We start from the raw sequence: 18,410 nt of genomic DNA on the forward strand, positions 1-18,410 counted from the left end.
CAAATGGAACTAGAAGTGCCCAAAACGGTAGGGTCATTCTATGACCAAGAATATCCAGCTCTCCTTTTCGGGGCTTTCTGCTTCCGTTGCTCGCGATGGTTTCAGCAAGACGGGGTACATCCTCGAAATAGGGGGCGCTGAACAGTCCCATGTGGATCTCGCCAACCCCGACCACATTTTCTATGAGTACCTGCGCCGCATTGGCCACCTAGCTGATCTGGTAGCACCGGCAGGCCAGCCTATGACTGCAGCGCACTTGGGCGCCGGTGCCTTAACTCTGGTGCGCTATGTGCAGGCGACCCGCCCTGGGAGCCGCCAAATTGCCGTGGATATTGAACGGGAATTACCCAGCTTTGTCATTTCCCAACTGCCTCTGCCTGTAGGCACCGACTGCCAGATCCTTATCGAAGACGCGGCGGCAGCTGCGCCTTACCTCAAGGGCTACCTAAATGCCCCAGAAGGCATAGACCTGTTGGTGCTCGATATTTTCTCGGGATGGTCCGCTCCCGAGCACCTCACTACACCCGGCTTTTACACTGACCTGCGTGATGCCTTAGCTCAAGAAGGCGTGCTGGCAGTGAACGTGGGGGACGATGCCGGGCTAACCTTCTTCGCCGCCCAGGCACGCACCCTGCTAGAGATTTTTGAGCACGTGTGGTGCCTGACCGAAAGCTCCATGCTGACTGCTCACCATGCAGGCAACCTGATTCTGGTTGGTTCACAACGACCGCTGGATGCAGACACCCGCGCCCGGCTTCTGGCGGCCGGGCCGCACCCGGCGTCCGTGCTGGACACTCATGAGCTGGCGGGTTGGGTGAGCGAACTCTAACCCTTCTCGGCCCTATGTGGTTTCGAGCCCTGGGCGGTAGCGTCCTCAATCATGGGCAGGGACGCGGTCACCGGCGCTACCTCACCCAGCTGCACCTCTTTAGGGCCGGGATTTTTGCGGGCGGAAAGGGTCACGCCCACGCTGGCGGCAATGAGCAGGGCGATGGCTAGCCAGCGCACTGGCCCGGTGACCTGCCCTAGAAGTAGGAAACCGGCAATCGCGGCTACAGCTGGTTCTAGACTGAGCAAAATACTAAAGGTGTTGCGGGGCAGACGGCGCAGGGCCATGAGCTCCAGCGTGTAGGGAATGAGAGAGGCTAGCAGACCGGTGCCGATGGCGAGTAGAAGTAGATGGGGGTCAGTAACACCTTTTAGTGCCCCTGGCGCACCTAGCGGGAGCAGGAACACTGCGGCAAAAGACATGGCAACCGCCAGCCCGCCGGTACCTTCAACCGCCTGCCCCACTTTGGCGCCGGCGAGTACATAGAGCGCCCAGCCTAGCCCAGCAATCAGGGCAAAGAGCACCCCTAAGGGGTCGTAGTCGGTAGCATTGTTGATGCTCTCGTACCCCAGCACTCCCATGCCTAGGAGGGCGATGCCCAGCCAGAGAAAGTCAATACCGCGGCGGGAGAGCGCAGCGGCAAGAACCAACGGCCCCAGAAACTCGATGGTGACGGCAAGTCCGATAGGAATTCGCTCAATAGCGGCATAAAAGGTGCCATTCATCAGCGCCATAGAGCCGCCAAAGAGTGCTACAGCCTTCCACTGCTCGGCACTCCACTGGCCTACCTTGGGGCGCACCATCAGGGTGAGAACCAGCGCCGCAACGCCCAGACGCAGGGTGGTGACGCCCCAGGAACCCAGCTGCGGGAAAAGTTGGTAGGCGAAGACCGCCCCGAACTGTAGCGATAGGGCGGAGCCAATGACCAGGGCAACACCGGTGTAGGTGCTGCGGGCTCTGGGATGCTGTGTCATGGGGTCCTTCCATACGGGGGTACATGCTTTCAAGAATGCACCGAAAAAATAGGATAGTCTAGCGAATGAATTTGATGAAAACTCATCATTTTTTCTTATGAATGGTAGTGGAGTGTGCTCAACCTCAATCGTTTGCGGATGCTTAGCGAACTGTCACGGCTAGGAACCCTGGCAAAGGTCGCAGAATCCCTGGCCTATTCCCCTTCAGCTATATCTCAGCAGTTGGGGGTGCTAGAAAAAGAAACCGGCGTTCAGCTCCTAGAAACGGTAGGACGCGGGGTTAAACTGACCCCCGCCGCCCTGGTGCTAGTGGCTCACACCGACGCTGTGCTGGCACGACTTGAAGAGGCAGAATCTGAGCTGGCAACCTTCCGAGGTGGGCATACTCTACGCCTGGCAACTTTCCAATCTGCGGTGATTGGTATGGCACCCCGGGCACTGACCTTGCTTGCCGAAAACTACCCTCACATCAATGTGGAGCTCTCCCAGCGTATGGTCCATCAATCATACGAGGGGCTCTTGGCACATGAGTTTGACATCATTATTGGGGAGGAATTCCCGGGTTTACCCGCCCCTGCCTACCCCGGTACGGTACGCAATCCTTTGTTGAAAGATGCCTTGCGCCTGCTTTTACCAGTCACTGGCGCGCTGGCCGGCCTACCTACTCGACTAGCTGACCTGGCGCAGGCTCCCTGGGCTTTCGACCCGCCTCATACGGTTGCGGGGCAGTGGAGCCGCAATGTTTGCCGGGAGGCAGGCTTCGAACCCATCGTAAAGTTTGAAACCAATGATCCCCTGCTCCAGGCCAACCTGGTGCGGGAGGGTCTGGCTTTGGCACTAGTACCTTCACTGATACCGGCAGAAGCCCTGCCCGGCACCCGATCTGTGGCACTTGCGGGTAACCCGCACCGTGCCCTCTATACGGTGGTGCGGGCTGGCAATGCCGCCCACCCCGCCGTCATCGCTTGCAAGGAAGCGCTAGAGACAGCGGCTCGAGAGAACGTCATCCTTGAGTCTGACTTTGAGTTGGAGAGTTAATATGCTGTGCCCTGGGCGTACATACACCAAGTAGACTGTTCATATCGGGACCCGGGGCAGTAAGCTAGCGGTATGTTTGATATGTTCAATGCCTCCAGTGCCTTTGATGCTGATGGCAAGCCCAAGCCCGCTGTGACCAAAGCTGTTGACACCGTGCTGAAGGTGCAGCGCCCCCTCATTCTTTCCGGGCTCAAGAAGATGCGGGAGAAATACCCCCATGAGACCCCTGACCAGCTAGCTAAGCGCCTTGAAAAAGCCTACCTGCGTGATGTCACCGTTGGTGGCGGCGCGGTAGGTGCCACAGCTTTCGTGCCGGGTTTGGGAACGGCAGCCTCCGTGGGTCTGTCCGTCTTGGCTGTGGGTGGCTACCTTGAGCGAACCGCTATTTACGCTCAGTCTATGGCGGAGCTGCACGGCGTGCACGTAGAAGACCCCGATAAAGCCCGTCTCATGGTCATGGCGATCATGCTGGGTGAGGATGGTTCCGTGCTCATGAATTCCATGCTCGCGCACACCGGTAAGGCCGGTGGTGTCTCCCGTAAGTGGGGCATGATGATGGGCTCTAAGGATTCCGGAAAGATTTTCAGTGTGGAGCGCACCATCCGTAACATGTTTATCAAGCGCTTCCTTACCCGCCAGTCCGGTGCTCTGCTGGGTCGCGCTATGCCCTTTGGTATCGGTGCAGTGGTCGGCGGCGGTGCTAACCTGGCACTGGGTCGAGCTGTGGTGAAGTCAGTTGCCGAAACTTTCGGAGCCCTGCCCGCAGTTTTCCCTGCCGATCTTAATAGCAGCCGTGCACCCAAGCTGGTGGACACTGCCGCTCAAGGCGTCAAGAACCCTGAGGCTGACACCGAGGGCGGCGCCGCGATCGAAGCCTAGAGGGCTACGCTCCAGCGTCCTTTCATCTTCACCCACCCTGTCTGAGCCAGTACCTGGTCCGGGCAGGGTGGGTTTTTAGTGTCTTAGAATGAAGCCATGACTGACTCTGCTCCCGGTACGCCCCCGGCTGGCCAACAGCCTCAACCGCTGGCGGTTCGCCGCCTCAAGAAGCTACGCCTGAGGCACCCTGATGACACCCCGGAGCAACTGAAGAGCAGGGTTAGCGCCGTCTTTATCAGAGACTTTACCCTGGTGGGCGGGGTAAGTGCAGGTGCTGAGCATTTCACACCCGGTGCGGTAGGTAGGTTCACCCGCAACCCCAAGATTGCCCTGGCAACCCGTGCGGCGGCTCACCTGGGGAGTGCCGGTCAGAAAATTGCAGGTGCGGGGCAGAGCGCTCAACAAGGGGTCAATACTGCGGCTCATGTGGGCTCAGCCCAGGTTATTAAGACCTACGTGCACGCGCTGGCGCTCTTACACGGCAGGCAGGTAGCAGATGCTGAGGACGCCGCGGAGCAGCTTTTGGGCGGGGGAGTCAATGACCTCCTGGCAGCTTTGGATGCACCCCGGCAGAGCACCCCGCAGGATCAAAGTTTCAGCCTGCTAGGTGCTATCGGGGTCTTTGCAGCCCGTAACCCTCAAGCTTTCCTGCTCATCAAGGCAGGCGAGCAGTTAGCTAAGACCGGTAGCGCTGTGCTGACTAACAGCAAAGAACGCAAGCTTTTTGCTGCCAGCCTGGTGGAACAGCTGGCCGAGCAGTTGGGGGAGCCACCGGCAGACTTTCCCCAGTTTTTAAGCCGGGAGGCACTCAAGGACTCCCGAGCAAAAGCCTCCGATATCGCCGACGACGCAGATACCCTCGCTGAAGAGGGGCAGGGGCCAGGGGGCATCCTTGCAGAAGGTGCAGAACAGACGAAGGGAGCTCCACCGGTTCAAGACCCTATTGAGCTACCGGAGAATCATCCTGGAGCTATCGGCGCCCGGCTTGCCGCCCGCGCTTATATGAAGGCGCGCGGGCGGATGGGGCGCTAAACGCTAGCGGTTAGCGTGCTCCAAGAGCTGGGCTGCTAGACCGGTGTAGGTGTGAGGGGTTAGCTCGCTCAGGCGCTTTTCGGCGTCATCTGATAGACCCAGCTCTGCTACAAATTCCTTGAGACGGGTGGCGTCCACGCGCTGACCGCGGGTTAGGTCCTTGAGACGTTCGTAGGGGTTCTCCATGCCTTCAACACCGGCAATAGCTTCGGCGCGCATGACCATCTGAATGGCCTCAGCCAGAACTTCCCAGTTCTCATCCAGGTCAGCGGCAATGACGTCGGTGGCGATGTCCAGGCGTTCCAAGCCCTTGACTACGTTAGAAATCGCCAGTACCGAGTGGCCGAACGCCACACCGATGTTGCGCTGGGAGGACGAGTCGGTGAGGTCGCGCTGCCAGCGTGACTGCACCAGGGTTGAAGCCAGAGTATTCAGCAGACCGTTGGAAATCTCAAGGTTAGCTTCTGCGTTCTCAAAACGAATGGGGTTAACCTTGTGCGGCATGGTTGAGGAGCCGGTAGCACCTGCCACGGGAATTTGACGGAAGAAACCGATAGAGATATAGCTCCACACGTCGGTGCAGAGGTTATGCAGCACCTGGTTGAAGTGGGCGATGGAGGAGTAGAGCTCAGCCTGCCAGTCGTGGTTTTCGATTTGGGTGGTCAGGGGGTTCCAGTCCAGACCCAAGCCGGTGACAAAGTCTTCTGAAATCCTCTGCCAGTCAGCACCGGGTACAGCCACAGTATGGGCTGAGTAGGTGCCGGTTGCGCCGTTGATTTTGCCCAGGAACTCGGCGTTTTCAACCTGCTTAATCTGGCGGTTCAGGCGGTAGGCAAAGACAGCCAGTTCCTTGCCCAGGGTTGAGGGAGTAGCGGGCTGACCGTGGGTACGCGAAAGCATGGGCACCTCGCGGGCCTCTTCTGCCAGCTTCATAATCTGCTCTACCAGGCCGCGGGCTGCAGGCAGCCATACATTGGTGACGGCGTCCTTGATGCCCAGGGCGTAGGAGAGGTTGTTGATGTCCTCACTGGTGCACCCAAAATGAACCAGGGGGGTCAGGTGGGCAAGTCCCAGAGCATCGAGGCGGCGACCAATGAAGTACTCCACCGCCTTCACATCGTGAACGGTAACCGCTTCAATCTCAGCTAGTTCAAGGGCAGATTCTTCGGTGAATTCGGTGACGATGGCGCGCAGGCCATCGCGCTGGGCGTCCGTCAGGGGAGATAGGCCGGGCAGGACAGAGTGATCACAGAGGTAGATGAACCATTCCACCTCTACATGCACGCGGTCACGGTTGAGTGCGGCTTCTGAGAGGTAGTCAACCAGAGTTTCGGTGGCGGACTTGTATCGGCCATCTAGAGCGCCGAGGGCTAGACCGGCGCCGGTGAGTGAGTGGCGGCCGTTGGGCAGTGTGGTGCAGTTATCACGATGAGACATAGGTCTAGTTTCTCACGGGCACTAGGGGTTCTGCACCTTTGACGTCTCTCTGTATCGGCCTGTGTGCACCGGGTGGTCATATCCCGTCACAGGTTCACCACTTTTCTTCTCGCGGGTGCCCCCCTTGCCTGTTCTGGAGAGTGTGCCTTATCCACAGGGGTGCTGGCACGGTGCCAAGACGGTTTCCCTTTTTTATGCTGTGGGTCATGTGAAGCGTGAAAGGAGAAGCCAAATGGCCAGCACAGTAGACATAATGGCGGCGGTGGGCCGCGGCGGGCTGGGTTCGGACGCCGCGGCGTCCGCTAGCGCTTCAGCCAGTGGGCTAGCGGCGCGAGTGCGAGAATGGGCGCGGGCACTCGGGGCACATATTGACACCGAAGTGCAAGAGCTAGAGAGCATTGCTGCCGAAAGTAGGGCCTACTCTCTGGAGAATTGGCGCTCGCAGGCAGCGGTAGCTTTTAGGGACGCTTTGGTTCAGGAACAGGTGGCCAACGCAACTTTTCAAGGGGAGCTGGAAACAGCGGCAACGTCCACCCGACATGCCGGTGAGAGTATAGCGGCCAGTCTTGATGCCCTGGCCGCCACCCTGGGCGGGGTGGGAGCCCTCATCGATAATGCTCTGCTGGGTATGAGTCAGGTTGAAGGTGTTCTGGATGATGTAATCGCCCATGCCGACCGCTCCGGTTTGACCCTCCTGCAGAATGAGTTGCAGAGCCACTTAGCTGACCCCCTCTTGAACCAGGTGGCTGGTGCACTGTCGCAGGTGGGGAGGTAACTATGCCCATCGCGGTAACACCGGATTTCTCCCTGGTATCTGCCGGTGCCACTCAAATCATCAGCGTTAATACAGCAGAGCTAACTGCGGTCTCCCAGCAGTTATCAGCCCTGGCAGACCGGTATGAGAGCTTGGGCCGCCGGCTAGCTCCTGTTGCCCTTCAGGTCGGTGTTCTTGCTGCCCTAGATGCCAGCGGCCAGGGGGCTCTTGCCTTCACCAGTCTTACTGTCGGTGCCGCTACGTTGGTCACTCTCGCTGCTGCTGCTCAGAGGCTAGCGACTGCCGTGCGTCAGTCAGCTGCCAACTATGAGGCAGCTGAGGCTTTTGCTTCCGATGTCTTACAGGGCTATGAAGCCGCGCTTGACCAAAGCCCCGCTGCAGCTCAGTCCCTGGGCTCCGCATTCGGTTATCGAGGTGGCAGTCTACGTCTTGTGGTTCAACGCGGCACCACGGTCGTCAAGGTGATTTCAGAAAACAAAGTGCCACTAGCGCTCAAGGGCTTTGATGTCTTTCGCCAGACTGGGGTGGGGCGAGCAAGTATCTCTGTGGCCACCGACCAGCTTCACGATACCGCAAAGAGTTTCGGGCTGGTTCGCAGACTCAGGGTATTCGAAGATATTAGTCACGAGATTGACCCCTGGGTTGACCCAGAAACGGGTGAGAATCTACGCCTTGATAGGCCCCCCAAAACGGCCGCTGACCTTGTGCAGATGAATTACTTGGTGAGCGGTGCACACCAGGCAGTAGATGACCATTACGGAGGTGAACACTACGTCAACGAGTGGGACCACATCGTCCTGCAGCGGCACTACGATGAGCAAACCGGGCAGGAGCGCGTCATCATCACTCTGCCCGGAACCGATGGCGAGCTGGCTGACCTGCTGGCAAACTATGAGGGTGGTACGGCTAGCTGGACCGAAAACATTGCCAATGCTGCCCTGCTCGATGATCCGGATGTTCCACTGGCCCAGTCCTCTGCTGCCATGCAGCTGGTAGACCAAATGCTACGCGAAGAGGGTATCGACCCGGCTACCCCCATCATGCTCAATGGCTATAGCCAGGGCGGAGTGGTAGCTATGTCGCTAGCCAAGAATAAAGAGTTCAGCAGCCGCTACAACGTGCAGGTGGTAGCTACCCAGGGCTCCCCGGTCAGCGACATGGGCGCTGCACCGCCCGGGGTGGCGCACATTCGTATGGATAACAAGATGGACTATGTGCCGAAAACTCAGGGGGCCAACCCTCACTACCAGCCCACAGAGGACTACTCCCTCAACTATTGGAATGAGGGTGACCCTCATGGCAGCCCGGGCTATCTGCACAACGCCCAGAACAGCGAAAGCTTTAATCGTGAGTCAGAAGCGTTAGCTAAGTTCTTCAATGGAGACTTCCGCGCCGGTGAAACAACCGTCTATGCCGGGTCAAGTCAAGATTCAGACCTGACTGAGGTTGAGCTTAATCAGCAACGTTTACTGGGCGTAGCCCATGGGACGTCGAAACTGTCGGTGACGGTAAAAGATACTGTCGACCTGGCAGAAGACAGCATCAATACAGTCTGGAAGAAAATGGACCTGCCAGACGCAAACCGTGGTCCTTCTGGCTCCATGGATGACCTCACCCAACCGGTCAACCCCACCGAGGTCTACCAAAACCTGGACGAAGGCGTGGACTGGCTCAACGACAAGGTGATAGTTGTTGCTGATGAAAAATTGAACAGCGCTCTGCAGGACATCACAATTGGCGATATTGAACTTCATCCCCCAGACCTCACCTGGAACCCCGGTGGGAAGGAACAGCCGCCGGTGCCCACGCTAGATGACAACATCAAAACTTACTCACCTAACCCCATTGAGGTATCTCCCGCTGTTCTCCCAGATGGCAGAAACCCCGCCCTCCACGGGGTGGGAGCGGGGTCTAGCTTTTAGCTCGGGTGAACTTAGGCGGGGTAGAGAGGGTTGTGGCCGGGGGTGACGTACTCGCCCTCCCTGACCGGCCCGGGTGCGGTGGCACCGGCGTCCGTGTTGAAGGGGGAGCCGCCTAGAGCTTCACGGCCGTGGTCACTCAGCCAGTTCTCTAACTGGGGGCCAGCGGGCACAATGCCGGTGGGGTTAATATCCTCGTGCACGATGTAGTAGTGCTCTTTGATTTGCTGGAAGTCCACCGTATCTCCGAAGCCTGGTGTCTGGAAGAGGTCGCGTGCATAGCCCCAGAGGTTAGGCATGGTGGTCAGCGGCTGGCGGTTGCACTTAAAGTGACCGAAGTAGACTGGGTCAAAGCGCACCAGGGTGGTAAAGAGGCGCACGTCAGCTTCGGTGATGTGATCACCCATCAGATAGCGGCGGGTTGCCAAGCGCTCTTCCACCCAATCCAGGGCATCCCAGAGCCGCTGGTAGGCCTTATTGTAGGCCTCCTGAGAACCAGCGAAACCGCAACGGTAGACCCCGTTGTTGATCTCGGTGTAGATGCGCTTCATCACCTGGCGCATCTCGTCTTCTTGCTCAGCAGGCCAGAGGTCAGGGGCGCCTTCGCGATGGAAGGCGCCCCATTCCTTGGCGAAGTCCTCGGTGATTTGAGGGAAGTTGTTGGTGACCACCGCGCCACTTTCCACATGGACGATAGCGGGCACGGTGATACCGCGGGGGTAGTCGGGGAAGCGCTTGAAGTAGGCATCCTGAATACGTTCGATACCCAGTACCGGGTCCTTGCCACCCTCATCCAGGTCAAAGGTCCAGGAGCGGGCATCATGGGTAGGGCCGGGCAGACCCACCGAGATAGCGTCTTCAAGACCAAGTAGACGGCGCACAATCAGGGCGCGGTTTGCCCAGGGGCAAGCGCGGGCGGCGACCAGGCGGTAGGTGCCGGCTTCCGCTGCCCAGAGCTGGTGCTCGCCGTCGGTGGAGGCCGTTGGATCCGCTACGATACGATCCTCGATGTAGGTGGTATCGCGGTTGAACTCCTCACCCTCGTTCACGTAGGCGCCGCGGGTGGAGTGTTCGGTGGTGTGGTTTGTCATGAACTCATCATCTCAAATATTATTTTCATAGTAAAGTAATTACTTAAGATGAGGGATGCCCGCATCATCCTTAGAATTCCCTAAGCTGGCGGTTTCACCCCGCGAAACATGCGACCGGTGACAGCATCACCCCAGGCACCTTGGCAGTCAACAAACCGACCATCCCGAGTAAAACCCCGATGCTCATAAAACTGCACTGCCCTCTCGTTACCCTTGATATACCAGAGATAGGCAGGCTCCTCCTCATAGAGCACCGCATCAAAGAGAGCTGCCCCCAAACCGGTGCCGTGCGTGCATGCCCGCGTATAGAGGTGGGTCAGCTCCCGCGTCCCTTCGGGCACCAGGGGCAGCCCTATACGGCGTTCCCACTCCAGAGGGCCGGGCCGCGAAAGCGCGAAACCCACCGGCTGCTCCCAGTCCACAGCCCCGCCCATCGCACATGACAGGGGTGCACCCGGCTGCCATGCCGGGTTCTCATAGGCGAAGAAAGCCCGCACCTTCGGCGCAGTAATGTTCTGATCAAATTCCTTAAGCCAGCTGTCACGTTCCGCCCGCTGGCGCTCGCCAAAACCGGCGTCCACTAGCTCGTTATAGGTCTCTGCTAAGCAGTCCAGCTGCAGGTCCACGTACTTCTGCGCGTCCGCTGGCTCCACCGGTGCCAGTACGTACCTGCCCTCTACTGCAAACCCCACACCTGCCGTCCTTTCACCAAGGTCATATTGTTCTCCCTCAGTCTATGCGCCAGTGCGCACTAGACTGGGGGAGTGGCTAAACGCAGAAGAACTCCTAAGAAAAAACAGCAGGTTGAAGGTGGCCCCGTTGAGGGCGTCTACGAGATCTCAACCGGCACCGCCGAGCTCATTGAGGACGACTACACCCCCAACGGTTGGGTGTTAGAAATCAACGGCATGGAAAGCTCCCACATTGTACTGGGTGACCCCCGCGCGCTGGACTTTGAATACATGCGCTGGCTAGCTGCCGTCATTGAACCCCATGTGGATGCTCATCTGGACCCCGCTAAACTGCGCATCACCCACCTGGGCGGCGGAGCCTGCTCTATGGCACGCTACCTGGCTGACGTTTACCCCAGCTCCCGTAATACCGTGGTTGAGCTGGACGCCAAACTCGCCGATTACGTGCGTGAATGGTTCGAGCTACCCAAGGCACCCCTGGTAAAAATTAGGGTGGGGGAGGCGCGCGCTGTCACCGCGACCCTAGCGCCAGCTTCGAGGGATGTCATCATTCGTGATGTCTTCTCTGGCTATATCACCCCCGCCCCGCTAACCACTCTTGAATTCACTGAAATGGCGGCCAAAACCCTGGATGTTGGTGGGCTCTACATCATTAATTGTGGTGATAACCGCGATTTAGCTGGTGCCCGGGCTGAAGCCGCCGCGATTTCCCGGGTCTTCGAACACACCGCTGCGGTGGCCGACCCCGCCATGCTGAAGGGGCGCCGCCGCGGCAACATCATTATTGCCGGTTCTCACTCGCCGTTGCCTCTTGAAGGTGAAGCCGTGACTGCCGCGATTTCTAAGCGTCTGCTGGGCGGCGGGGTGCCGGCTCAGTACAAGGATGACGCCTGGGTGCGAGACTTTGCCCGGCCAGCGTCCCCGCGCCACGACCCCGTCTAAAAGTCTGAGCTCAAGGTACCTTCACTAGGGGGCGTTAGACCATGTCCCCATCCAGGTAGAACCAGCTACCGGTCTCTTTAACAAAGCGGGAGTTCTCTTCTTGCACTCCCTTGACTCGTGCGTCCGGAGCAGTGCCCGGAATAGAGCGGTAGTAGGCGGCAAAATGTACGGTCCCGGTGGTCTCAAAGACCGAACCGCTGGTGCCCAGAATATCTAGTCGGTACCAGCGCAGGGTCTCGTCCAGGTCTAAGGACGCCGGCCGGGTACTCGGGTGCCAGGTGGCACGCAGGTAGGGGGCCTCGGACACAGCAAAGGCAGTGAAGCGCGATCGCATCAAGGCCTCGGGTGTGGGCGCTGTTAGCTGGCCGGTGGCATCGTATTGGGCATGGTAGCGGTGGCAGCAGGCGCCGTAGGTTTCGCCGGTGCCGCAGGGGCAGCGGGTGTCAAGATCAGTCATGTTTTCTATTAAAACCTAGGCTGAGGGGCTTAGGCTTCCTTAATGCACACTAGTACAGCGCCTTCGTGCCCGGCGAGCACGACTGTGGAAACAATGAAGTCTGGCACTACCCAGCGGGGAGCCCATAGGGGAACAAGAGCTAGAACGAGCGTCATCAGCGCAACCACTGGAACGGCAATCACGGGTAGATGAAAGAAGAGGGGGTGCAGGGGGAAGCTCATCCAGGCTAAAACTATCTTTCCTGAGATGAGTGTGTAGACCCATGGGGCAGAGGCGGTAGTAAAGCGTATCTGCCGTCTAAGGGTGGAAAGCCTACCCTCTGGGAATTTTTAACCCTGCTTATAAAAGCGACCAGATTTCCCTCAGTTGACCAGCGAATATGTGGTCATGTGAGAGAAATCTGGTCGCTAGAACTAGCGAGGGGCAGGTTAGCGTATCCAGCCCTCGATGACGCCCATGCCAAAGAAGACTAAAAAGGCGGCTGAGACAACGTACATGATGGGGTGCACTTCGCGCCCGCGGCCCTGAATCATGCGGATGAAGGTGAAGGCAACGAAGCCGGCACCGATACCGTCTGCAATGGAGTAGGTGAAGGGCATCATGATGATGGTGAGGAAGGCAGGGATGCCCAGACCCCAGTCAGTCCAGTCAATGTGAATCGCCTGGCGAACCATGAGGAAGCCAACGATCACTAGGGCGGGGGCAACCGCTTCGAAGGGGACGATGGAGACCAAGGGGGAGATGAAGACCGCTAGCAGGAAGAGGGTGCCGGTGACGATGTTGGCGAAACCGGTGCGGGCACCTTCACCGATACCGGTGGCTGACTCTACGAAAATCTGGTGTGCCGAGCTAGAGGAGCCGCCACCGAGCACGGAACCGGCGGCGTCAATGATTAGCACGCGGTCGATGTTTTCGATTTTCCCGTCCTTGATGGTGCCAGCTTCGGTTGCCAGGCCTACGGAGGTTCCCATGACGTCGAAGAAGACGGCCAGAAGAATAGCGAACATCAGCATGGTGGCGCCCAGTGAACCGAGTGAGCTGCCGGCAAAGGCGCCGGTCATATCAACTGCACCAATGAGGGAAAGGTCGGGGTGACCGACCCACTGGCTCGGGATGCCGGGAACCATGAGGGACCAGCCGGTGGCTGAGTCCATGGATGAGCCTGAAGGCCAGACTGTTTCTAGAACCACTGCCAGAATGGTAGATGCGACCACGCCAATGAGGATGGCACCGCGTACGTTGCGGATAAAGAGGGCGATGGTGAGAAAGAGGCCGAAGAGGAAGACGGCGATGGGCCAACCTTGCAGATGGCCGCCGGCGCCGAAGGAGACGGGCACGGTGGTACCTGCGGCATCAGGCATACGACGCACGATGCCTGCGTTCACCAAGCCGATGAGGGAGATGAAGAGGCCGATACCCACCACAATGGCGGTTTTAAGGGATTCGGGCACGGCGTCAAAAACAGCGCGGCGGAAGCCGGTGAGCACGAGAATGCCCATGATGATACCTGCCCAAACGACCAGGCCCATGATTTGTGGCCAGGTGAGGTTGGGGTTGGTGGCGATGGTGGATGCCAAAAGTGCATTCACGCCCAGGCCTGCTGCCATGGCGAAGGGCTGCTTAGCCCAGAGGCCCATGATGATGGTGAGGATGCCGGCGATGAGCGCGGTGGCTGCGGCTACCCGTTCAACGCCGAGGGTGTTACCGGCGCCGTCTGGGCCCAGGCCCAGAATCAGGGGGTTAAGCACCACGATGTAGGCCATGGCGAAGAAGGTTGCCAGGCCGCCGCGGAATTCGGTGGCTAGGGTGGAGCCGCGTTCAGTGATTTTGAAGTAGCGGTCGAGCGCGCTTTTGGGGGCGGCGGGTGCGGTTTTGTGAGCCGCGGTGTTCTCAGAAGACATTCGTGAAAATCCGTAGATACTCGTGGGTGTGTGCCCAGAAATGATGAAGCGCCGGGCTCTTGCTTGGGGCAAGGTCGGCGCTGAAGTTACTGTCTTAGTCTACGCCAGAGGTCATTGGTGCGGCCCAGTGCTAACTGTGAGCTGAGTCTAATTTAGAGGAGGGCTGGGGTGGGGGTTTGCTGAGTGCGATTCATGGGTGAGGTTTGGTTGAGGCAATACCGACTTTTTCCACGCTTCGCGGTAGGGTGGTTAGGTAAACCTAAGTTCAGAGGAGGAACTGTGTCCGATTACCCTACCGTTGCCGAAATGAATCACACTGCCCGCTCACGGGTAGCTACAGACCGGCCCGCCCGGTATGCTAAGCAACTGGTCTCGCACATGGGCAATAAGTTGCCCGTTGAAGAGATTGAGGGCGGGCATCGTCTGACCTTCAACCGTGACGGTGTTTTTAGTGGATACGGGGACGTGCTCGTGCAGGACGGCGTGCCCCAAGTGGTTATGGTGGTGCACGCTCCGAGTGCTGAGAGCTGTACACGAGTCTCTGACGTACTGGCGCGCCATTTAGAACGCTTCGGTGAGCGCGATGAGCTGAAAGTTGAGTTCTTAGCAGCTTAGCGATGAAGGCTGTGGTTCTCTGGGCTAGCTCTCACCCTCGGTGTAGTGTTTCTGAGGTAAGTATCGGGCTAAAGAATGAGGGCTCATGGGCGAGAGAAACCCGCAAGATTTAGTGCTTGCCCGGGAATTTGTGCGACAGGTAGCGCAGCGGCTAGAGATTGACCCGCAGGTTATCCAGCAGACCCTGCCGCATCTTTTAGGGTTCACCAAGCATGTGGCGCACGGGGTAGTGCGCCCGGCTGCGCCCCTAGCCGCCTTTCTGGTGGGCCTGGCCGCAGGGCAGAACTCATCACGCGCAGGCTCTGAAGTCGACACTGAGCAGCTGGCCGCCAGTATCCTTGCCCATATTGACGCGGTTGAAAAACTAGTGAAGGAGCACGAGAATGGGCAGGCTTAACCGCTCGGTCGCTGCCACCAAGTACGTGCGTAAGCCCGATGGTAGCTTCAGCAAAGACCGCCGGGCCGATGCTATCACCGCTGAAGAGCCCCTAGAAATCAGGGTCAATGGCGCCACCGTCACCACCACCATGCGCACCCCCGGCCATGACCTAGAACTGGCGCACGGGTTTCTGCACTCTGAGGGGCAGATTCGTTCGGCCGCCGATATCAGTACCGCCCGCTACTGCGCCGGTGCCGGCCCAGATGGGCAGAACACCTACAACGTGCTTGATATCAACAGCACCTACCAGCCCCCGGCGTCCAAGGACGACGGCAGCGCGGGTTCCACACTTTTTTCCACCACGGCTTCGCCCCTTCGCCTGACTATCACCAACTCTGCCTGCGGGGTGTGTGGATCTGGTTCTATCGAGAGCATCATGGAAAAGAGCTACCGGCAGATTAAACCGATCAAGCTCACCCCTGAACTGGTACTTTCCTTACCTGAGCAGCTGCGGGAGCACCAAACTCTTTTCCGCAAGACCGGTGGCATTCACGCGGCGGCTGTTTTTGAAGAAGATGGCACCTTTTTGGTGGCCAGGGAAGACATTGGCCGCCATAACGCGGCAGATAAGGTGATTGGCCACCTTCTGCTCGAAGATAGCCTACAAAGCAATGGGCGCATCCTGGTCATGAGTTCCCGGGCCTCCTTTGAGCTGGTACAGAAGGCGATTATGGCTGGTTTCTCTGCCCTGATTACGGTCTCGGCGGCGTCCTCTCTTGCCGTAGATCTGGCTCGCGAAGCTGGGCTTACCCTCATTGCCTTTGCCCGCGAGAACCGTTTTAATCTCTATGCCGGAGAAATGGATGACAGCACCCTCCAGTCTTAGTAATCTAGACCACTGGCGATAGACTGAGGGTTATGACGACGCTACCCAAAAACGACAAAATTCCCACCGTGAGCCGTGTGAGCAAAGAAGCCACCCGCTTTGACGGCCCCCGTATTAGTAAAAGATTCAAGGCGGCTGCCGGTGTTGGCGGCGTTGTTCACGCTATGCAGCATGTCCTACCAGCTCGTGGTCTGTTACCCCTTATCACTATGAATAAGCCCGGAGGTGTTGACTGCCCCGGCTGCGCGTGGCCAGAACCTAACCAGCAAGATCTGGGCATCGTGGAGTTCTGCGAGAACGGCGCTAAGGCTATCGCAGAGGAAACCACCCCGGACCGCGCAACCCCCGAATTCTGGGCGAAGCACACCGTGACCGAGCTACGCGATAAGACCGACCACTGGTTGGGTAAGCAGGGCCGCATTACCGAGCCCCTGCTCTACGATCGTTCCAACGGGGACGACCATTACCGCCCCATCACCTGGGAACGCGCTTTCTCGCTGATTGCTGAACAGCTCAAAAGGACCGACCCCACCAAGGCGGTTTTCTACACCTCGGGCCGCGCCTCCAACGAGGCTGCTTACAGCTTCCAGCTGCTGGCACGCCGTCTAGGGTCTAACAACCTGCCCGACTGCGGCAACCTCTGCCACGAGTCCACCGCGGTCGCCCTCAAAGAAGTCGCCGGCCTGGGCAAGGCATCGGTCACCATGAAAGATATGGAAACCACCGAACTGTTCATCTCGGTGGGCCAGAACCCCGGCACCAACCACCCACGTTCGCTGACCACCCTCAAGAAGATGAAGGAAAACGGCGGCAAAATGGTGGTGCTCAACCCCATGCCCGAAACCGGTCTGATGGCCTTCAAGGAACCGCAATCGCCGGTAGGCATGTTCAAGGCCGAGCAACTGGCGGACGAGTACCTGCAGGTACGCTTGGACGGTGACCGCGCCTTCTTCCAGCAGCTCAACAAGGAGCTCATCCGCCGGGGCGCGATTGACCACGTCTTTATTGAACGCTTCACCTCTGGCTTCGATGAGGTTAAAGAGCACCTGCTCAACCTGGATGACGCTGAGCTTGAACGCGGCTCGGGTATCTCTGCCTCTCAGGTTGCGAAGGTCGCGGATATGGTAGAGACTGCCAAGACCGCCATCGTTGCCTGGACGCTGGGCGTCACCCAGCACCGCGAGTCGGTCAACACCATCCGCGAGATGATGAACTTCCTCTTCCTGACCGGCAACATCGGCAAGCCGGGTGCGGGCAGCTCGCCCTTCCGCGGTCACTCCAACGTGCAGGGCAACCGAACCGTGGGTATCTGGGAGAAGATGCCAGATCCCTACCTGCAAGCCATCGAAGATTACTTCGGTTTCCCCGTACCCCGCGAACACGGTCTTGACACGGTGGATGCCCTGCGCCAGATGCGCGATGGTGATAACCAGTTCTTCATGTCTCTTGGGGGTAACCTGGTGCGCGTTGCTTCAGATACCACCGCCTGTGAACAGGCAATGAGCCAGCAGGAAATGACGGTGCACCTCTCCACCAAGCCCAACGGATCCCACGCCTACCCCGGCGAGAAGTCCCTGATTCTACCCGTTCGCGCGCGCACCGATGTGGATGAACGAGCGTCCGGTCCGCAGAAGATTACGGTAGAGAACTCTGCCGGCGTCGTTTCAGCCTCCCAAGGCCACCGCACCGCTAACAAGGACCTAAACCTCAAGTCAGAAGTAGACATCATCTGCTCGGTGGGCCGGGAAACTTTCGGGGATGACTTCTGGCAGCGCATGATTGATGATTACGGCGTCATTCGTGATGCGATTGAGGGCACCATCCCCGGCTTTGATCGCTATAACGAGCGCATCGAAAAGCCCGGCGGTTTCTACCTGCCTAACGGCCCCCGTGAGCGTGTCTTCAATACGGCTACCGGCAAGGCCATGCTGACGGTCAATGAAACTAACGTCTTACAGGTGCCAGAAGGCCACCTGCTACTTTCGACCGTGCGTTCACACGACCAGTTCAACTCAACTATTTATGGGTTGGATGACCGCTACCGCGGTGTGCACGGTGGCCGTCGCGTGGTCTTTATGCACCGCGATGATATCGTAGCTCTGGGCCTGGTCAACGGCTCTATGGTCGATATCGTGTCGGTCTGGGAGGACGGCGAGCGCCGCGCCCCCAACTTCCGGGTGGTTGAGTATGACCACGCTCGCGGGTGCTGTGCGGTCTACCTTCCGGAGGGTAATGTGCTGGTGCCCTTGGATTCTGCTGCTAAGCGTTCTAATACCCCGGTCTTCAAGTCGGTGGTGGTGCGCTTGGAGCCGCTGGGCAGGGTTGCTGACTAACCGAGTCGCTTAAGAATTGCCCCGTACCTCTGTGAGGTACGGGGCTTTTGTCTGCTCTTTTTGCTGGGGGTGAGTCTGTGAAGACTGGTGATAGTGGCTGTCAACACTTTCCCATGTCAGGCGGCAGTTTTCGTGGTGTCCCCTAAATGGATGAGTATTTTTCTTCTTTTGTGTGCGAATGTGTGGGGTGTTTGATGGTCGTTAAGGTCAAACTGTCGCTACTTGTGCTCT

Annotated in this window: 18 protein-coding genes; 11 read left to right on the forward strand and 7 right to left on the reverse strand. The window is 58.5% G+C overall.

Annotated features, from left to right (window positions below):
• The first annotated feature begins 40 nt into the window (after positions 1-40).
• Entirely contained in the window at positions 41-829 is a 789-nt protein-coding gene (locus tag ABD982_RS00465) for a spermidine synthase (RefSeq protein WP_345443313.1), read from the forward strand.
• Here the strand turns inward: ABD982_RS00465 and ABD982_RS00470 are convergent.
• Complete coding sequence (locus ABD982_RS00470; RefSeq protein WP_345443316.1) at positions 826-1,803, reverse strand: EamA family transporter; 978 nt, start codon at positions 1,801-1,803, stop codon at positions 826-828. The genes ABD982_RS00465 and ABD982_RS00470 overlap by 4 nt on opposite strands.
• A 114-nt stretch (positions 1,804-1,917) precedes the next feature.
• Between ABD982_RS00470 and ABD982_RS00475 the strand changes: the two genes are divergently transcribed.
• The 3 genes from ABD982_RS00475 to ABD982_RS00485 all read left to right on the forward strand — a co-directional run bounded on the left by ABD982_RS00475 (position 1,918) and on the right by ABD982_RS00485 (position 4,752).
• Positions 1,918-2,841, forward strand: coding sequence for a LysR substrate-binding domain-containing protein (locus ABD982_RS00475; protein ID WP_345443319.1), 924 nt, complete (start codon positions 1,918-1,920; stop codon positions 2,839-2,841).
• Positions 2,842-2,913: 72 nt separating this feature from the next.
• Entirely contained in the window at positions 2,914-3,720 is an 807-nt protein-coding gene (locus tag ABD982_RS00480; protein WP_345443322.1) for a di- and tripeptidase, read from the forward strand.
• A 96-nt stretch (positions 3,721-3,816) separates the two neighbouring features.
• Positions 3,817-4,752: a hypothetical protein gene (locus ABD982_RS00485; RefSeq protein ID WP_345443325.1), complete on the forward strand. Its 936-nt coding sequence runs from the start codon at positions 3,817-3,819 to the stop codon at positions 4,750-4,752.
• A 3-nt stretch (positions 4,753-4,755) separates the two neighbouring features.
• Here the strand turns inward: ABD982_RS00485 and purB are convergent, their stop codons facing one another.
• A complete protein-coding gene (gene purB / locus ABD982_RS00490) occupies positions 4,756-6,189 on the reverse strand; it encodes an adenylosuccinate lyase (protein WP_251379580.1) in 1,434 nt (477 codons plus the stop codon).
• A gap of 232 nt (positions 6,190-6,421) precedes the next feature.
• Between purB and ABD982_RS00495 the strand changes: the two genes are divergently transcribed.
• Both ABD982_RS00495 and ABD982_RS00500 read left to right on the forward strand, forming a co-directional pair.
• The gene (locus tag ABD982_RS00495) at positions 6,422-6,964 is read left to right on the forward strand and encodes a hypothetical protein (protein ID WP_345443330.1); all 543 of its coding nucleotides are present in this window, start codon (positions 6,422-6,424) and stop codon (positions 6,962-6,964) included.
• Positions 6,965-6,966: 2 nt separating this feature from the next.
• On the forward strand, positions 6,967-8,886 hold the full coding sequence (locus tag ABD982_RS00500; protein ID WP_345443333.1) for a hypothetical protein: 1,920 nt from the start codon (positions 6,967-6,969) through the stop codon (positions 8,884-8,886).
• Between the two features lie 11 nt (positions 8,887-8,897).
• Here the strand turns inward: ABD982_RS00500 and ABD982_RS00505 are convergent, their stop codons facing one another.
• Complete coding sequence (locus ABD982_RS00505) at positions 8,898-9,974, reverse strand: glutathione S-transferase family protein (RefSeq protein ID WP_345443336.1); 1,077 nt, start codon at positions 9,972-9,974, stop codon at positions 8,898-8,900.
• An 80-nt stretch (positions 9,975-10,054) separates the two neighbouring features.
• Positions 10,055-10,666: a GNAT family N-acetyltransferase gene (locus ABD982_RS00510; RefSeq protein WP_345443339.1), complete on the reverse strand. Its 612-nt coding sequence runs from the start codon at positions 10,664-10,666 to the stop codon at positions 10,055-10,057.
• 72 nt (positions 10,667-10,738) lie between these two features.
• On the opposite strand from ABD982_RS00510, the gene ABD982_RS00515 reads away from it, so the two are divergent.
• The gene (locus tag ABD982_RS00515; RefSeq protein ID WP_345443342.1) at positions 10,739-11,608 is read left to right on the forward strand and encodes a spermidine synthase; all 870 of its coding nucleotides are present in this window, start codon (positions 10,739-10,741) and stop codon (positions 11,606-11,608) included.
• Between the two features lie 34 nt (positions 11,609-11,642).
• Here the strand turns inward: ABD982_RS00515 and ABD982_RS00520 are convergent, their stop codons facing one another.
• The 3 genes from ABD982_RS00520 to ABD982_RS00530 all read right to left on the reverse strand — a co-directional run bounded on the left by ABD982_RS00520 (position 11,643) and on the right by ABD982_RS00530 (position 13,966).
• Positions 11,643-12,065, reverse strand: a complete 423-nt coding sequence (locus ABD982_RS00520; RefSeq protein ID WP_345443345.1) for a YchJ family protein — start codon at positions 12,063-12,065, stop codon at positions 11,643-11,645.
• A 29-nt stretch (positions 12,066-12,094) separates the two neighbouring features.
• Positions 12,095-12,286: a hypothetical protein gene (locus tag ABD982_RS00525; RefSeq protein ID WP_345443348.1), complete on the reverse strand. Its 192-nt coding sequence runs from the start codon at positions 12,284-12,286 to the stop codon at positions 12,095-12,097.
• Positions 12,287-12,493: 207 nt separating this feature from the next.
• Positions 12,494-13,966, reverse strand: coding sequence for an NCS2 family permease (locus ABD982_RS00530; RefSeq protein WP_345443351.1), 1,473 nt, complete (start codon positions 13,964-13,966; stop codon positions 12,494-12,496).
• Positions 13,967-14,245: 279 nt separating this feature from the next.
• Between ABD982_RS00530 and ABD982_RS00535 the strand changes: the two genes are divergently transcribed.
• From ABD982_RS00535 to ABD982_RS00550, 4 genes are all read left to right on the forward strand, one after another.
• Positions 14,246-14,581: a DUF2218 domain-containing protein gene (locus ABD982_RS00535; protein ID WP_345443354.1), complete on the forward strand. Its 336-nt coding sequence runs from the start codon at positions 14,246-14,248 to the stop codon at positions 14,579-14,581.
• A gap of 85 nt (positions 14,582-14,666) precedes the next feature.
• Positions 14,667-14,978, forward strand: coding sequence for a DUF6457 domain-containing protein (locus tag ABD982_RS00540; RefSeq protein ID WP_345443357.1), 312 nt, complete (start codon positions 14,667-14,669; stop codon positions 14,976-14,978).
• Positions 14,965-15,846 carry a formate dehydrogenase accessory sulfurtransferase FdhD gene (fdhD, locus tag ABD982_RS00545; RefSeq protein ID WP_251379569.1) on the forward strand — a complete coding sequence of 294 codons (882 nt, stop codon included), beginning with the start codon at positions 14,965-14,967 and terminating at the stop codon, positions 15,844-15,846. Before ABD982_RS00540 ends, fdhD begins: the two co-directional genes overlap by 14 nt.
• 32 nt (positions 15,847-15,878) lie before the next feature.
• Positions 15,879-18,179, forward strand: a complete 2,301-nt coding sequence (locus tag ABD982_RS00550) for an FdhF/YdeP family oxidoreductase (RefSeq protein ID WP_345443360.1) — start codon at positions 15,879-15,881, stop codon at positions 18,177-18,179.
• Positions 18,180-18,410 lie beyond the last annotated feature (231 nt).

Origin of the sequence: Rothia endophytica (genome assembly GCF_039543885.1) — a bacterium.
GTDB classification, from domain to species: domain Bacteria; phylum Actinomycetota; class Actinomycetes; order Actinomycetales; family Micrococcaceae; genus Rothia; species Rothia endophytica.

Bases quoted from the DNA above. Each gene is read 5' to 3' on its own strand.
- ABD982_RS00465 (WP_345443313.1), top strand. From the start codon at position 41: ATGACCAAGAATATCCAGCTCTCCTTTTCGGGGCTTTCTGCTTCCGTT.
- ABD982_RS00470 (WP_345443316.1), bottom strand. From the start codon at position 1,803: ATGACACAGCATCCCAGAGCCCGCAGCACCTACACCGGTGTTGCCCTG.
- ABD982_RS00480 (WP_345443322.1), top strand. From the start codon at position 2,914: ATGTTTGATATGTTCAATGCCTCCAGTGCCTTTGATGCTGATGGCAAG.
- ABD982_RS00485 (WP_345443325.1), top strand. From the start codon at position 3,817: ATGACTGACTCTGCTCCCGGTACGCCCCCGGCTGGCCAACAGCCTCAA.
- purB (WP_251379580.1), bottom strand. From the start codon at position 6,189: ATGTCTCATCGTGATAACTGCACCACACTGCCCAACGGCCGCCACTCA.
- ABD982_RS00495 (WP_345443330.1), top strand. From the start codon at position 6,422: ATGGCCAGCACAGTAGACATAATGGCGGCGGTGGGCCGCGGCGGGCTG.
- ABD982_RS00500 (WP_345443333.1), top strand. From the start codon at position 6,967: ATGCCCATCGCGGTAACACCGGATTTCTCCCTGGTATCTGCCGGTGCC.
- ABD982_RS00505 (WP_345443336.1), bottom strand. From the start codon at position 9,974: ATGACAAACCACACCACCGAACACTCCACCCGCGGCGCCTACGTGAAC.
- ABD982_RS00520 (WP_345443345.1), bottom strand. From the start codon at position 12,065: ATGACTGATCTTGACACCCGCTGCCCCTGCGGCACCGGCGAAACCTAC.
- ABD982_RS00525 (WP_345443348.1), bottom strand. From the start codon at position 12,286: ATGAGCTTCCCCCTGCACCCCCTCTTCTTTCATCTACCCGTGATTGCC.
- ABD982_RS00530 (WP_345443351.1), bottom strand. From the start codon at position 13,966: ATGTCTTCTGAGAACACCGCGGCTCACAAAACCGCACCCGCCGCCCCC.
- ABD982_RS00540 (WP_345443357.1), top strand. From the start codon at position 14,667: ATGGGCGAGAGAAACCCGCAAGATTTAGTGCTTGCCCGGGAATTTGTG.
- fdhD (WP_251379569.1), top strand. From the start codon at position 14,965: ATGGGCAGGCTTAACCGCTCGGTCGCTGCCACCAAGTACGTGCGTAAG.
- ABD982_RS00550 (WP_345443360.1), top strand. From the start codon at position 15,879: ATGACGACGCTACCCAAAAACGACAAAATTCCCACCGTGAGCCGTGTG.